The sequence below is a fragment of the Streptomyces sp. NPDC046881 genome, assembly GCF_040645015.1.
Classification (GTDB): Bacteria; Actinomycetota; Actinomycetes; order Streptomycetales; family Streptomycetaceae; genus Streptomyces.
On record NZ_JBEYXJ010000048.1, the window covers coordinates 23146 to 38216 of the forward strand.

Below are 15071 nucleotides of genomic sequence, written 5' to 3' on the forward strand. Positions count from 1 at the left end.
ATGACAGCGACGACCGACGGAAGCACCGGGGCGACCTTGCCGTCCCGCGCTGCCGCGGCCAGCGACACCACCCTCACCACCCCCGAGACGGCCGGGGTACACGAAGCCGCCGCCGGCGCCGCCCGCCGGGCCACCGACTTCCTGCTCGCCACGCAGGACGCCCAGGGCTGGTGGAAGGGCGACCTGGAGACCAACGTCACCATGGACGCCGAGGACCTGCTGCTCCGTCAGTTCCTGGGCATCCTGGACGAGAAGACCGTGCAGGCCGCCGCGAAGTTCATCCGCGGCGAGCAGCGCGAGGACGGCACCTGGGCCACCTTCTACGGCGGGCCCGGCGAACTGTCCACCACCGTCGAGGCGTACGTGGCCCTGCGCCTGGCCGGCGACGCGCCCGACGCCCCGCACATGGCGAAGGCCTCCGCCTGGATCCGCGAGCGCGGGGGCATCGCGGCCGCCCGGGTCTTCACCCGGATCTGGCTCGCCCTGTTCGGCTGGTGGAAGTGGGAGGACCTGCCCGAACTCCCCCCGGAACTGATCTACTTCCCCACCTGGTTCCCGCTCAACATCTACAACTTCGGGTGCTGGGCGCGGCAGACCATCGTGCCGCTGACCATCGTCTCCGCCAAGCGCCCCGTCCGCCCGGCCCCCTTCGCCCTGGACGAGCTGCACACCGACCCGGCGAACCCGAACCCGCCGCAGCCGCTGGCCCCCGTGGCGAGCTGGGACGGCGTCTTCCAGCGGCTCGACAAGGTGGTCCGCGGCTACCGCAGGGTCGCCGTCCGCAGACTCCGCAGGGCCGCGATGAACTCGGCGGCCCGCTGGATCATCGAACGCCAGGAGAACGACGGCTGCTGGGGCGGCATCCAGCCCCCGGCCGTGTACTCGGTCATCGCCCTGCACCTGCTCGGCTACGACCTGGAGCACCCGGTGCTGCGCGAGGGCCTCGCCTCGCTGGACCGCTTCGCCGTCTGGCGCGAGGACGGCGCCCGGATGATCGAGGCCTGCCAGTCCCCGGTGTGGGACACCTGCCTGGCCACCATCGCCCTGGTCGACGCCGGGCTCCCGGTCGACCATCCGCAACTGGTCAAGGCGGCCGACTGGATGCTCGGCGAGGAGATCGTCCGGCCCGGCGACTGGGCCGTACGCCGCCCGCAACTCCCGCCGGGCGGCTGGGCGTTCGAGTTCCACAACGACAACTACCCGGACATCGACGACACCGCCGAGGTCGCCCTCGCACTGCGCCGGGTCCGCCACCACGACCCGGAGCGCGTGGACAAGGCCATCGGGCGGGCGGTGCGCTGGAACCTCGGCATGCAGTCGAAGAACGGCGCCTGGGGCGCCTTCGACGTCGACAACACCAGCCCGTTCCCCAACCGGCTGCCGTTCTGCGACTTCGGCGAGGTCATCGACCCGCCGTCCGCGGACGTCACCGCGCACGTCGTGGAGATGCTCGCCGCCGAGGGCCTGGCCCACGACCCGCGCACCCGGCGCGGCATCGACTGGCTGCTCGCCGAACAGGAACCCAACGGCTCGTGGTTCGGCCGCTGGGGGGTGAACTACATCTACGGCACCGGGTCCGTGGTGCCCGCCCTGACGGCGGCCGGTCTGCCCGGCTCGCACCCGGCGGTCCGGCGGGCCGTGGCCTGGCTGGAGAGCGTCCAGAACGACGACGGCGGCTGGGGCGAGGACCTGCGCTCCTACAAGTACGCCAAGGAGTGGAGCGGCCGGGGCGCCTCCACCGCCTCGCAGACCGCGTGGGCGCTGATGGCGCTGCTCGCGGCGGGGGAGAAGGAGTCCAAGGCCGTCGAGCGCGGCGTCCGGTGGCTGGCCGACACCCAGCGGGAGGACGGCACCTGGGACGAGCCGTACTTCACCGGCACCGGCTTCCCCTGGGACTTCTCCATCAACTACCACCTGTACCGGCAGGTGTTCCCGCTCACCGCGCTCGGCCGGTACCTGCACGGCGACCCCTTCGAGCGCAAGCTGCTCGCCAGGAAGCCCCTGCCCGGGACCAAGGCGGGCTGAAGGTGAGCCACCAGCCCGCCCCGGCCCCGCTGCTGATCGCCTGCGCGCTCGGCATCGAGCACCTCGCCCTGCGCACCGGCGACCACGGCGGTGCCGGCGGGCCGGTCACCCTCGTCCGCACGGGCATGGGCCCCCGTGCGGCGGAACGCTCCGTCACCCGGCACCTGGCCGGTCCGGCGGCGGCCGGCACGGCCGCGCTGGCCACCGGCTTCTGTGCCGGGCTCGCTCCCGGCATGCACCCCGGCGACCTGGTCGTCGCCGAGGAGACCCGGGACCCGCACGGGACCGTCCCGTGCGTGGGCACCGAACTGCTGGTCAAGGAACTCGTGCGCCTGCTGCCCGGACGCACGGTCCACACCGGCCCACTCACCGGCTCCGACCACGTCGTCCGGGGACCCGAGCGGTCCGACCTGCTCGCCACCGGCGCGATCGCGGTCGACATGGAGTCGGCCGCCACGCTGCTGGCCGCCGTCCGCACGGGCGAGCGCCCGGTCGCGGCCGTCCGGGTGGTCGTGGACACTCCCGAACACGAACTCGTCCGGATCGGCACGGTGCGCGGCGGAATATCCGCTTTCCGCGTTCTCCGTTCCATCCTTCCCGCATTTTTCGAATGGCACCGTTCCTTGCTGCTCCCCCGGAGGTGAGCCAGATGGCCATGCCGTTGCGCCAGTCCATCAAGGTCGCTACGTACCTGGCTGAACAGAAGCTCCGCAGGCGGGACAAGTTTCCGCTCATCGTCGAGCTGGAACCCCTGTTCGCCTGCAATCTGAAGTGCGAGGGCTGCGGCAAGATCCAGCACCCGGCCGGTGTGCTCAAGCAGCGCATGCCGGTCGCCCAGGCGGTGGGCGCGGTGCTGGAGTCCGGTGCGCCGATGGTCTCCATCGCCGGCGGCGAGCCGCTGATGCACCCTCAGATCGACGAGATCGTGCGGCAGTTGGTGGCGAAACGGAAGTACGTCTTCCTGTGCACCAACGCGATGCTGCTGCGCAAGAAGATGGACAAGTTCACGCCCTCGCCCTACTTCGCCTTCGCCGTGCACATCGACGGCCTGCGCGAGCGGCACGACGAGTCCGTTGCGAAGGAGGGCGTGTTCGACGAGGCGGTGGCCGCCATCAAGGAGGCCAAGCGGCGCGGCTTCCGGGTGACCACCAACTCCACCTTCTTCAACACCGACACCCCGCAGACCATCATCGAGGTGCTCAACTTCCTCAACGACGACCTCAAGGTCGACGAGATGATGATCTCGCCCGCCTACGCCTACGAGAAGGCCCCCGACCAGGAGCACTTCCTCGGCGTCGAGCAGACCCGCGAGCTGTTCAAGAAGGCCTTCGCGGGCGGCAACCGCAGGAAGTGGCGGCTCAACCACTCCCCGCTCTTCCTGGACTTCCTGGAGGGCAAGGTCGACTTCCCGTGCACCGCGTGGGCGATCCCCAACTACTCCCTCTTCGGCTGGCAGCGCCCCTGCTACCTGATGAGCGACGGGTACGTGCCGACGTACCGCGAACTCATCGAGGAGACCGACTGGGACAAGTACGGCCGCGGCAAGGACCCGCGCTGCGCCAACTGCATGGCGCACTGCGGCTACGAGCCCACCGCCGTCCTCGCCACCATGGGCTCCCTGAAGGAGTCGCTGCGGGCGATGCGCGAGACCGTCTCCGGGAACCGGGAGTGACGCGATGACCGCCGTCCCCTTGGGCGTTCCCGGGGTACCGGCCCGTCCGGTCGCGCAGCGGCGCCTGTCGCGGCAGATCCAGGTCGGGCCGGTGGCGGTCGGGGGCGGAGCCCCGGTGTCGGTGCAGTCGATGACGACGACCCGCACGTCCGACATCGGCGCCACCCTGCAGCAGATCGCGGAACTCACCGCGTCCGGCTGCCAGATCGTCCGCGTCGCCTGCCCCACGCAGGACGACGCGGACGCCCTCGCGACCATCGCCCGCAAGTCGCAGATCCCGGTGATCGCGGACATCCACTTCCAGCCGAAGTACGTGTTCGCGGCCATCGAGGCCGGCTGCGCCGCGGTCCGCGTGAACCCCGGCAACATCAAGAAGTTCGACGACCAGGTGAAGGAGATCGCGCGGGCCGCCAAGGAGCACGGCACCCCGATCCGCATTGGCGTCAACGCCGGCTCGCTGGACCGGCGCCTGCTCCAGAAGTACGGCAAGGCCACCCCGGAGGCCCTGGTCGAGTCGGCGCTGTGGGAGGCGTCGCTCTTCGAGGAGCACGACTTCCGCGACATCAAGATCTCCGTCAAGCACAACGACCCGGTCGTGATGATCGAGGCGTACCGGCAGCTCGCCGAGGAGTGCGACTACCCGCTGCACCTGGGCGTCACGGAGGCCGGTCCCGCCTTCCAGGGCACGATCAAGTCGGCCGTCGCCTTCGGGGCGTTGCTGTCCCGGGGCATCGGGGACACCATCCGGGTGTCCCTGAGCGCGCCGCCCGCCGAGGAGGTCAAGGTCGGCATCCAGATCCTGGAATCGCTGGGGCTCAGGCAGCGGCGCCTGGAGATCGTCTCCTGCCCGTCCTGCGGCCGGGCCCAGGTGGACGTGTACAAGCTCGCCGAGGAGGTCACCGCGGGCCTGGACGGCATGGAAGTGCCGCTGCGGGTCGCGGTGATGGGATGCGTGGTCAACGGTCCGGGGGAGGCCCGGGAGGCCGACCTCGGGGTTGCCTCGGGCAACGGCAAGGGGCAGATCTTCGTCAAGGGCGAGGTCGTCAAGACCGTCCCCGAGTCGAAGATCGTGGAGACCCTCATCGAGGAGGCCATGAAGCTCGCCGAGCGGACGAGCCCCGCAGACAGTTGAGTTGAGGCAAGGCACGGACCGAGAGGGGGCCCGAGCGTGACCATTCTGGAGAACATCCGGGGACCACGCGACCTGAAGGCGCTGTCCGAGGCGGAACTCGGCGAACTGTCCGAGGAGATACGCGAGTTCCTGGTGCACGCGGTGTCGAGAACCGGCGGTCACCTCGGACCCAACCTGGGCGTGGTGGAACTGACCGTCGCCCTGCACCGGGTCTTCGAGTCACCGGTCGACCGGATCCTGTGGGACACCGGCCACCAGAGCTATGTGCACAAGCTGCTGACCGGCCGTCAGGACTTCTCGAAACTGCGCGGCAAGGGCGGACTGTCCGGCTACCCCTCGCGCGAGGAGTCCGAGCACGACGTCATCGAGAACAGCCACGCCTCCACCGCGCTCGGCTGGGCCGACGGCCTCGCCAAGGCCCGCCAGGTGCGGGGGGAGAGGGGCCATGTGGTCGCGGTCATCGGCGACGGCGCGCTGACCGGCGGCATGGCCTGGGAGGCGCTCAACAACATCGCCGCGGCCAGGGACCGGCCGCTGATCATCGTCGTCAACGACAACGAGCGGTCCTACGCCCCGACCATCGGCGGTCTCGCCAACCACCTGGCCACCCTGCGCACCACCGACGGCTACGAGAGGGTCCTCGCCTGGGGCAAGGAGGTGCTCCAGCGCACCCCGGTCGTCGGCACCACCCTCTACGAGTCCCTGCACGGCGCGAAGAAGGGCTTCAAGGACGCCTTCGCCCCGCAGGGCATGTTCGAGGACCTGGGGCTGAAGTACCTCGGCCCGATCGACGGCCACGACATCCAGGCCGTCGAGTCCGCGCTGCGCCGGGCGAAACGCTTCCACGGCCCCGTCCTGGTGCACTGCCTCACCGAGAAGGGCCGCGGCTACGAGCCCGCCCTCGCGCACGAGGAGGACCACTTCCACTCCGTCGGCGTGATGGACCCGCTGACCTGCGCGCCGCTCGCACCGTCCAAGGGGCCCTCCTGGACCTCGGTGTTCGGCGAGGAGATCGTGAAGATCGGGGAGGAGCGCGAGGACGTCGTCGCGATCACGGCGGCCATGCTGCACCCGGTCGGTCTCGGCGCGTTCGCCGAACGCTTCCCGGACCGGGTGTGGGACGTGGGCATCGCCGAGCAGCACGCGGCCGTCTCCGCGGCCGGCCTCGCCACCGGCGGGCTGCACCCGGTCGTCGCCGTCTACGCCACCTTCCTCAACCGCGCCTTCGACCAGGTGCTGATGGACGTCGCCCTGCACCGCTGCGGGGTCACCTTCGTCCTGGACCGGGCCGGCGTGACCGGCACCGACGGACCCTCGCACAACGGCATGTGGGACATGTCCGTGCTCCAGGTCGTCCCGGGACTGAGGATCGCCGCCCCGCGCGACGCCGACCAGCTGCGCGCCCAGCTGCGCGAGGCGGTCGCCGTGGACGACGCGCCCACCCTGGTCCGCTTCCCGAAGGAGTCGGCCGGCCCGAACATCCCGGCGCTCGACCGGGTCGGCGGCATGGACGTGCTGCACCGCGCCGGCCGCCCCGAGGTGCTGCTGGTGGCCGTCGGCGTGATGGCCTCCGTGTGCCTGCAGGCCGCCGAGCTGCTCCAGGCCCGCGGGATCGGCTGCACGGTGGTGGACCCGCGCTGGGTCAAGCCCGTCGACCCCGCGCTGCCGGGCCTCGCGGCCGAGCACCGCCTGGTCGCCGTGGTCGAGGACAACAGCCGGTCCGCGGGCGTCGGTTCGGCGGTGGCGCTGGCCCTGGGGGACGCCGACGTGGACGTGCCGGTACGGCGGTTCGGGATCCCGGAGCAGTTCCTCGCGCACGCCAAGCGCGGCGAGGTGCTGGCCGACATCGGCCTCACGCCGGTGGAGATCGCCGGGCGGATCAGTGGGAGTCTGGCCGTCAGGGACGCGGGCGGCACCGTCAAGGAGAGTGAATGACCACCGAGTTCGACCTCGGCGCCCTGCTCGCCGAGCGCGGAGCCGAGCGCTACGAGCTGCACGCGAGGCACCTCAACCCGCAGCTCCCGCGCATGCTGCACACCATCGGCTTCGACAAGGTCTACGAGCGTGCCGAGGGCGCCCACTTCTTCGACGCGGAGGGCAACGACTACCTGGACATGCTCGCCGGGTTCGGGGTGATGGGCCTGGGCCGCCACCACCCGGTCGTCCGCAAGGCGCTGCACGACGTCCTGGACCTGGACCTCGCCGACCTCACCCGGTTCGACTGCCAGCCGCTGCCGGGCCTGCTCGCCGAGCGGCTGCTGGCCCACAGCCCGCACCTGGACCGGGTGTTCTTCGGCAACAGCGGCACCGAGGCGGTCGAGACGGCCCTGAAGTTCGCCCGGTACGCCACCGGCAGGCCCCGCGTCCTCTACTGCGACCACGCCTTCCACGGCCTGACCACCGGCTCCCTGTCGGTCAACGGCGAGCGCGGCTTCCGCGACGGGTTCGCCCCGCTGCTGCCCGACACCGCCGTACCGCTCGGCGATCTCGACGCCCTGGCCCGGGAGCTGAAGAAGGGCGACGTCGCCGCGCTGATCGTGGAGCCGATCCAGGGCAAGGGCGTGCACGAGGCGCCGCCCGGCTATCTGCGGGCCGCGCAGGAACTGCTGCACCGGCACAAGGCGCTGCTCATCGCCGACGAGGTGCAGACCGGTCTGGGCCGCACCGGCGACTTCTACGCCTACCAGCACGAGGACGGCGTCGAACCCGACCTGGTGTGCGTGGCCAAGGCCCTGTCCGGCGGCTACGTGCCCGTCGGCGCCACCCTCGGCAGGGAGTGGATCTTCAAGAAGGTCTACTCGTCCATGGACCGGGTGCTGGTGCACTCGGCGAGCTTCGGCTCCAACGCCCAGGCGATGGCCTGCGGGCTCGCCGTGCTGTCGGTCATGGAGAACGAGCAGATCGTCGCCGGTGTGCGCCGGACGGGCGAGCTGCTGAAGTCCCGGCTCACGGCGCTGATCGACCGGTACGAGCTGCTCGCCGACGTCCGCGGCCGGGGCCTGATGATCGGCATCGAGTTCGGCAAGCCGTCCTCCCTGAAGCTGCGCAGCCGGTGGACCATGCTCCAGGCGGCCCGCAAGGGCCTGTTCGCGCAGATGGTCGTCGTACCGCTGCTGCAGAAGCACCGGATCCTCACCCAGGTCTCCGGCGACCACCTGGAGGTGATCAAGCTGATCCCGCCGCTGGTCGTCGACGAGGCGGACGTGGAACGGTTCGTGGACGCCTTCGCCGCGGTGATGGACGAGGCGCACAGCGGCGGCGGCCTGATGTGGGACTTCGGCAAGACGCTGATCAAGCAGGCGGTGGCCAACCGCTGACGGCGGCGCCGGCTTTTGCCTGAGAGGCAAGAAAATTGCCTCACAGGCAAGCCTGGGGCTCAATGGAGGCATGAACACCTCCGACGCCGCGCCGGCGGGCCCGGCTCCGGACGACGGCCTGCCCGCCGTCGCGCCGCAGCTGCGCGCCCTGCGCCGGCGCGCCGGTCTCACGCTGGAGGCCGCGGCCCGCGCCGCGGGCCTCTCGCCGGCCCATCTGTCCCGGCTGGAGACCGGACACCGCCAGCCGTCGCTGCCGATGCTCCTCGCGCTCGCCCGTATCTACGGTACGACCGTCTCCGGGCTGCTCGGCGAGACGGTCGCCGACCGGGACGCGATCGTGCGGGCCGCCGACATGGAGCCGACCCGGGCGGGCGGCTGGACGTACGTCCAGGCCGGCGCGCCCGGCCGCGGCATGCAGGCCCTGCGGGTGCGGGTGCCGTACGGCTCGCAGGGCGACATCGTGCGCGTCCACCCCGGTGAGGAGTGGCTCTACGTCCTCACCGGACGCCTGCGGCTGCGGCTCGGCGACACCGCGCACCTGCTCGGTCCCGGCGACAGCGCGCACTTCGACTCGCTCACCCCGCACCGCCTCGCCGCCGAGGACCACGACGGCGTGGAGCTGCTGTTCGTCCACACCCTGCTGCAGAGCCCCACGGCCACGCTGTGCCTGGGTCCGCCGACCGGAGAGCTGCCATGAGCAACTACGAGACCAAGTTCCCCCGTTCCCTGTGGGTCCGGCTGATCATCTACATCGCCCTCGGGCACGTCCTGGCCGCGTTCCTCTACCTGCTGTTCGCGGTGGGCGGCAAGGGCTGACGCCGGTACCCGGGTCAGTCCAGCAGACGCTCGCGCAGCCGCTCGCGGGACTCGGCCGACAGGCCCAGGCCCTGCGCGAGGTACGTGTCCACGTCGCCCCAGGTCCGCTCGATGCTCGCGAAGGCCGCCTCCAGGTACTCGGTGCGGGCGTCGAAGAGCGGGTCGAGCAGCTCCATCACCTCGGGGGTGTAGGCGGTGTCCGCGCTGCCGCTGCGGCGGACCTTGTAGCGCCGGTGCCCGGCGGCCGACTCCAGGTAGTCGGCGACGATCGCGTCCCGCTCGACCCCCAGGGCGAGCAGCGTCACCGCGATCGAGATGCCGGCGCGGTCCTTGCCGGCCGCGCAGTGCATCAGCGCGGGCACGCTGTCGTCGGCGAGCGCGTGCAGCACCCGGGAGTGCTCGGCGGTGCGCTCGACGACGATCTTCCGGTAGGAGGCGATCATGCGGGCCGCGCCCTTGCCGTCGTCCAGGATCGCGCGCAGCTGGTCGAGGTCGCCCTCGCGGACCATCTTCCAGAACTCGGCGCCGTCCGCCGGGTCGCTCAGCGGCAGGTTCACGTTCCGCACGCCGGGCAGCTCGACGTCGGGGCCCTCCAGCTTCTGGTCGGCCGCGTTGCGGAAGTCGAAGACCGTGTGCAGGCCCAGGGAGGCGAGGAAGGCCGCGTCCTCCTGCGTCGCGTGCGCGAGGTGGCCGCTGCGGTAGAGCACTCCGTGACGCACCCGTCGTCCGTCCACGGTCGGCAGCCCGCCCACATCGCGGAAATTGCGCACTCCGGTCAGCTCCGGCTCGGTCGACGGGACCTGCTGCGTCACGGGGGCTCCTCCCGGTCGGTCGCCGCCGTCGCGGCTCGGCGGCGGGCGCTGCGTCGACCATACGGCATCGATTTCCTCGGGCAATGAGTTGTCCACAGGCATTGCCAGAGGGGTGCGCGCCCCCGATGATGTTGGGACTTGAGCGGATCTGTTGGCCCTTGTGAGGTCTCGATGGTGGACATCGCGGAAAACGGTCGTACGTGGCTCCTTTCGGGGCCCCACAGCAGCTACGCCCTGCATCTCACCGACGCGGACGAGCTGCTGCACCTGCACTGGGGGCCGCGGATCTCCCTCGCCGACGCCGAGGCGCTCGCGGTGCGCCCGCTGCCCGGCTACCGGCCCTTCGAGTCCCCGCTGGACGGCCGTGAGGAGTACCCCGTCGAGGGCGGACCCCGGTTCGTCCGCCCCGCCCTGTCCGTCCGCACCGAGGAGCGGCGTGGCACCGAGTGGCGCTTCGTCGCCTGCGCCACGGAGGGCGACGAGCTGCGGCTGCGCTTCGACGACGACGGCGTGGGGATCACGCTGCACTACCGGATGCGCGGCGACGTGGTCGAGCGCTGGGTGACCGTCGTCAACGGCGGCCACGCGCGCGTGGAGCTGCTGCGGGCCGACGCGGCCACCTGGACGCTGCCCGACCGCGAGGGCTGGCACCTGTCCCAGCTGCACGGCCGCTGGGCCGCCGAGTCCCGGCTCACCGCCGCCCCCCTCACCTACGGCGAGAAGGTCATCGGCAGCCGCCGCGGCCACACCGGCCACCAGCACCTGCCCTGGGTCGCCCTCGACAGCGACGCCACCGAGGAGCACGGCGAGGTCTACGGCTGCGCGCTCGGCTGGTCCGGCTCCTGGCGCATCGCGGTCGCCCAGCTGCCGGACGCGCGCGTGCAGATCACCGGCGGCGCCGGCTACGACGACTCGGGCCTGCTGCTCCTCGCGCCCGGGGAGTCGTACACCACCCCGGTCTTCGCGGGCCTGTGGAGCGACGGCGGCTTCGGCGGCGCGAGCCGCGCCTGGCACGCCTACCAGCGCGCGTACGTCGTTCCGGACGCCGACCGGGACCGGCCCGTGCTGTTCAACTCCTGGGAGGCCACCTTCTTCGACATCTCCGAGGAGCAGCAGCTCGCGCTCGCCCGCCGGGCCGCCGAGATCGGGATCGAGCTGTTCGTCGTCGACGACGGCTGGTTCGGCACCCGCACCGGCGACCGCGCCGGCCTCGGCGACTGGACCCCCAACCCCGACCGCTTCCCGCACGGCCTGAAGCCCCTCGCCGACCAGGTGCACGGCCTCGGCATGCAGTTCGGCATCTGGGTCGAGCCCGAGATGGTCAACCCCGACAGCGACCTGTACCGCGCCCATCCCGACTGGGTGCAGCACCAGCCGGGACGCCGGCGGACGGAACTGCGCAACCAGCTCGTTCTCAACCTCGCGCGCGAGGACGTCCAGGAGTACCTCTGGGAGCGGCTGGACACCCTGCTCTCCAGCGCCCCGGTCGACTATGTGAAGTGGGACTTCAACCGCTGCTTCACCGACGCCGGCTGGCCCGGGGAACCGTACCCGCAGCGCCTGTGGGTGGACCACGTCCGCGCCCTGTACGCCCTGCTGGACCGGCTGCGGGCGGCCCATCCCGGTGTCGCCTTCGAGTCCTGCTCGGGCGGCGGCGGCCGGATCGACCTCGGTGTGCTCGGCCGCACCGACCAGGTGTGGACCTCCGACAACACCGACCCGCTGGACCGGCTCGCCATCCAGCACGGCTTCACCCAGATCCATCCCGCGCGCGTGATGGCGGCCTGGGTCACCGACAGCCCCAACACCCAGCTCAACGGGCGGGTCAGCTCGCTGCGGTTCCGGTTCGTCAGCGCCATGGCGGGCGTGCTCGGGGTGGGCGGGGACCTGACGGAGTGGAGCGCGGAGGAGCTGGCCGAGGCCCGGCGGTGGGTGGAGCTGTACAAGGAGATCCGCCCGGTCGTGCAGCACGGCGAGCTGTACCGGCTGCGGCCCCCCACGGGCGGCCTGAGCGCCGTGCAGTACCTCCGGGACGAGGAGGCGGTCGTCCTCGCCTGGCTCCAGGCGCAGAGCCACGGCGAGCCGGTCCCGGCGGTGCGGCTGCGCGGGCTCGACCCGGCAGCATCGTACGAATGCCGTGAAACGGGCGAAGTGCACCGGGGTGCCGTACTGCTGCACCACGGGCTGCACACCGGGCTGAAGGGCGACCTGGATGCGACGGTCATCCGGCTCCGCCGTATCTGAGCGCTCTGTACGGATTACCCCCTTTGTTCCAACTCGCTGCGGAATGCGGGGGCAGAGGACCGAACCGCGTGAGGAGCGTCATAGCCGTGACCGAGCGTCGCGCGTCATGTCCGCGTAATACCCGTCGCCACGAGGGAAACTGAGGGAACGAAGGGCCGGGAATTCACCGAGGGTGACCGTGGATTCCCGCGTCGGATCACCCAAAACGCGAACAGCCGGAATCGGCTGCTTGTTTCACGCGTCCCGCTCGCTTACGTTCGCCACCCAACCGGACGGAACGCCGAATCCTGCCGCCGTCCGGACTGCCCACACATGACCGGTCTCGGCAGGAGCGGGGGACCCACCAGGTACGACCGCCTGTCCCGGTCTCCGCGACAGGCTAGGGGTGCAGCCGTGCGCGCACGGCCGGGCAGCTCCAGCCCGAACCCGACAGCTGACCTCGCAGGCGCCGGAGAGGAACAGCGCCATGCCCGCAAAGGGTAAGCACCGACGCCCCAAGACCCCGCGTCTCTCCCGCTCCCTCGCCGCCGCCGGAACCGGCGGCGCCGCCCTCGCGCTCCCGCTCGTCGGGGCCGCCGGAGCGCATGCCGCGACCCCCGCACAGCCCGTGTCCGAAGCGGCCGTGCAGTCCCTTCCGCAGACCGCTGCGAAGACCGCCGCCCAGCAGGAAGCGGGCGTGCGCACCTACACCGTGCGCGGTGGCGACTGCCTCGCGAAGATCGCCGAGGAGCAGCACGTCAGCGGCGGCTGGCAGCGGCTCTACGACGACAACCGGCAGGCCGTCGGCGCCGATCCGGCGCTCATCCGCCCGGGCCTGAAGCTCCGCCTCGGCGGGCAGGCCGCGCCGGCCCGCACCGAGTCCGCCGCCCAGCCGGCCCGCCCGGCCGCCCCGAAGCCCGCCCGGCCGGCCGGGTCCGACGCCGCGCCCACCGCCTCCGCCGGCTACACCCTGCCGGTGGCCGGCGCCACCGTCGGCACCGGCTACCACGTCGCCGGCAGCATGTGGTCCAGCGGCTACCACACCGGCGTCGACTTCGTCGTCCCGACCGGCACCCCCGTCAAGGCCGTCGCCGCGGGCACCGTCGTCTCCGCCGGCTGGGGCGGCGCGTACGGCAACCAGGTCGTCCTCAGGCTGGACGACGGCCGCTACGCCCAGTACGCCCACCTCTCGCAGCTCTCCGTCTCGGCCGGCCAGACCGTGACCGCGGGCCGGCAGGTCGGCCTGTCCGGCGCCACCGGCAACGTGACCGGACCGCACCTGCACTTCGAGATCCGCACCACGCCGGACTACGGCTCGGACCTGGACCCGGTCGCCTACCTCCGCGCGCACGGCGTCCCCGTCGGCTGACACCCGCCCCCACTGCCCGGCGCCGCCTATTCCTGACTTGGCACATTATTTAAGAGTTTTAAGAGTGGCTCATCTCACCGTTCGTCAACCCCCGCCTACGGTCGCGTAGGCCACATCGAAAGGTGAATCATGGTCCGACGTGGCAGACGATTCGAAGAATGACAACGCATCAGTGATCGGGTCGTACGTGGCGGTGGGGGACAGCTTCACCGAGGGCGTCGGCGACCCCGGCCCCGACGGGGCGTTCGTGGGCTGGGCCGACCGCTTCGCGGTACTGCTCGCCGACCGGCGCCCCGAGGGGGACTTCCAGTACACCAACCTCGCCGTGCGCGGGAAGCTGCTGGACCAGATCGTGGCCGACCAGCTCCCCCGGGCCGTCGAACTCGCCCCCGACCTGGTCTCCTTCTGCGCGGGCGGCAACGACATCATCCGCCCCGGCACCGACCCCGACGAGGTCGCCGAGCGCTTCGAGAGCGCGGTGGCCCGGCTGACCGAGGCCGTCGGCACCGTCATGGTGACGACCGGCTTCGACACCCGGCGCGTGCCCGTGCTCAAGCACCTGCGCGGCAAGATCGCCACCTACAACGGGCACGTCCGGGCCATCGCCGACCGGTACGGCTGTCCCGTCCTCGACCTGTGGTCCCTGAAGTCCGTGCAGGACCGCAGGGCCTGGGACAACGACCGGCTGCACCTCTCGCCCGAGGGCCACACGCGCGTGGCGCTGCGCGCCGGACAGGTCCTCGGCCTGGACGTCCCGGCCGACCCGGAGCAGCCGTGGCCGCCGCTGCCGCCCCGGGGCACCCTGGACGTCCGCCGCGACGACGTCCAGTGGGCCCGCGAGTACCTCGTCCCCTGGATCGGCCGCCGCCTGCGCGGCGAGTCCTCCGGCGACCACGTCACCGCCAAGGGCGCCCTCTCCCCGGACGACATCAAGATGCGCATCGCCTCGGTGGCCTGACCCGGCGGACCGCGCCCTGCCGCCCCCGTGGGCGGGCGGGGCGCGGCCCGGTGACCGCGGTTCGGCCGCCGCGCTCACCGTGCCCGTTCGGTGGTCACCGTGCCCGTTCGGTCAACATCCCCCGGTCCAGGCCCAGTTCCCGGGCGAGGGCGTCGTCCACCCACTCCTGTGCGCGGGAGCGCGCCACCGCGCCCGGGTACGACGTCAGCTGCACCGCCAGGCCGTCCAGCAGCGCGGTCAGCCGCAGTGCCGTGCCGGCCGGGTCCGCGCACGCGAACTCACCGGCCGCGACACCCTCGGCGATGACCTCCGCGATCGCCGCCTTCCACTCCTTGTCCAGCTCCCGGGTGACCTCCCGCAGCGCCGGCTCGCGCAGGGCCACGGCCCAGCCCTCGATCCACAGCCGCCAGCCCTTGGCCTGCCCGGTCGGCGCGTACCAGCGCACCGCGGCCCGCAGCCGGCGCAGTGCGGTGGTCCGCCGGCCCACCACCTTGCGCAGGTGCGCCAGGTCGTCCTCGGCCGCGTACGCGAACGCGGCGGCGACCAGCTTCTCCTTCGTGGAGAAGTGGTACAGCACCAGCGCGTTGCTCACCCCGAGGGCCGCGGCCACGTCGGCGATCCGCACCGCCGCCACACCCCGCGCCTCGATCTGCCCGATGGCTGCCCGCAGCAGCTCCTCCCGCCGCTCGGCCACGCTCAACCGCACTCTTGCCACGCGCTCACCCTAGTCGTAGTCGATCGCAAGTG

13 protein-coding genes and 1 riboswitch are annotated in these 15071 nt (G+C 71.9%); of the genes, 11 read left to right on the top strand and 2 right to left on the bottom strand.

All coding sequences use genetic code 11. The features are described from left to right. The 8 genes from shc (at position 1) to ABZ923_RS22725 (ending at position 8962) form a co-directional block, all read left to right on the top strand. Positions 1-2025 carry a squalene--hopene cyclase gene (gene shc / locus ABZ923_RS22690; protein ID WP_361474723.1) on the top strand — a complete coding sequence of 675 codons (2025 nt, stop codon included), beginning with the start codon at positions 1-3 and terminating at the stop codon, positions 2023-2025. A gap of 2 nt (positions 2026-2027) precedes the next feature. Next, entirely contained in the window at positions 2028-2669 is a 642-nt protein-coding gene (locus ABZ923_RS22695) for a 1-hydroxy-2-methyl-2-butenyl 4-diphosphate reductase (protein WP_361474725.1), read from the top strand. A 5-nt stretch (positions 2670-2674) separates the two neighbouring features. Next, the gene (gene hpnH / locus ABZ923_RS22700) at positions 2675-3697 is read left to right on the top strand and encodes an adenosyl-hopene transferase HpnH (protein ID WP_361474727.1); all 1023 of its coding nucleotides are present in this window, start codon (positions 2675-2677) and stop codon (positions 3695-3697) included. A 4-nt stretch (positions 3698-3701) separates the two neighbouring features. Then, positions 3702-4829 carry a flavodoxin-dependent (E)-4-hydroxy-3-methylbut-2-enyl-diphosphate synthase gene (gene ispG / locus ABZ923_RS22705; RefSeq protein WP_361474729.1) on the top strand — a complete coding sequence of 376 codons (1128 nt, stop codon included), beginning with the start codon at positions 3702-3704 and terminating at the stop codon, positions 4827-4829. Positions 4830-4865: 36 nt separating this feature from the next. Beyond that, positions 4866-6764, top strand: coding sequence for a 1-deoxy-D-xylulose-5-phosphate synthase (gene dxs, locus ABZ923_RS22710; protein ID WP_361474731.1), 1899 nt, complete (start codon positions 4866-4868; stop codon positions 6762-6764). Continuing rightward, on the top strand, positions 6761-8146 hold the full coding sequence (locus tag ABZ923_RS22715; RefSeq protein WP_361474733.1) for an aspartate aminotransferase family protein: 1386 nt from the start codon (positions 6761-6763) through the stop codon (positions 8144-8146). Before dxs ends, ABZ923_RS22715 begins: the two co-directional genes overlap by 4 nt. 70 nt (positions 8147-8216) lie before the next feature. Then, positions 8217-8843, top strand: a complete 627-nt coding sequence (locus ABZ923_RS22720) for an XRE family transcriptional regulator (RefSeq protein WP_361474735.1) — start codon at positions 8217-8219, stop codon at positions 8841-8843. Beyond that, positions 8840-8962, top strand: a complete 123-nt coding sequence (locus tag ABZ923_RS22725) for a DUF6126 family protein (protein WP_361474737.1) — start codon at positions 8840-8842, stop codon at positions 8960-8962. Before ABZ923_RS22720 ends, ABZ923_RS22725 begins: the two co-directional genes overlap by 4 nt. Before the next feature lie 14 nt (positions 8963-8976). Here ABZ923_RS22725 and ABZ923_RS22730 read toward each other — a convergent pair whose 3' ends face one another. Further along, complete coding sequence (locus ABZ923_RS22730) at positions 8977-9774, bottom strand: tyrosine-protein phosphatase (protein WP_361474739.1); 798 nt, start codon at positions 9772-9774, stop codon at positions 8977-8979. Positions 9775-9945: 171 nt separating this feature from the next. Between ABZ923_RS22730 and ABZ923_RS22735 the strand changes: the two genes are divergently transcribed. The 3 genes from ABZ923_RS22735 to ABZ923_RS22745 all read left to right on the top strand — a co-directional run bounded on the left by ABZ923_RS22735 (position 9946) and on the right by ABZ923_RS22745 (position 14324). Next, positions 9946-12018, top strand: coding sequence for an alpha-galactosidase (locus tag ABZ923_RS22735; protein ID WP_361474741.1), 2073 nt, complete (start codon positions 9946-9948; stop codon positions 12016-12018). A gap of 303 nt (positions 12019-12321) precedes the next feature. Further along, positions 12322-12479, top strand: a riboswitch (cyclic di-AMP (ydaO/yuaA leader). Between the two features lie 5 nt (positions 12480-12484). Continuing rightward, positions 12485-13366, top strand: a complete 882-nt coding sequence (locus ABZ923_RS22740; RefSeq protein WP_361474743.1) for a LysM peptidoglycan-binding domain-containing M23 family metallopeptidase — start codon at positions 12485-12487, stop codon at positions 13364-13366. Positions 13367-13538: 172 nt separating this feature from the next. Then, positions 13539-14324: an SGNH/GDSL hydrolase family protein gene (locus ABZ923_RS22745; RefSeq protein ID WP_361474793.1), complete on the top strand. Its 786-nt coding sequence runs from the start codon at positions 13539-13541 to the stop codon at positions 14322-14324. 94 nt (positions 14325-14418) lie between these two features. Here the strand turns inward: ABZ923_RS22745 and ABZ923_RS22750 are convergent, their stop codons facing one another. After that, a complete protein-coding gene (locus ABZ923_RS22750) occupies positions 14419-15039 on the bottom strand; it encodes a TetR family transcriptional regulator C-terminal domain-containing protein (protein WP_361474745.1) in 621 nt (206 codons plus the stop codon). Between the last annotated feature and the right edge of the window lie 32 nt (positions 15040-15071).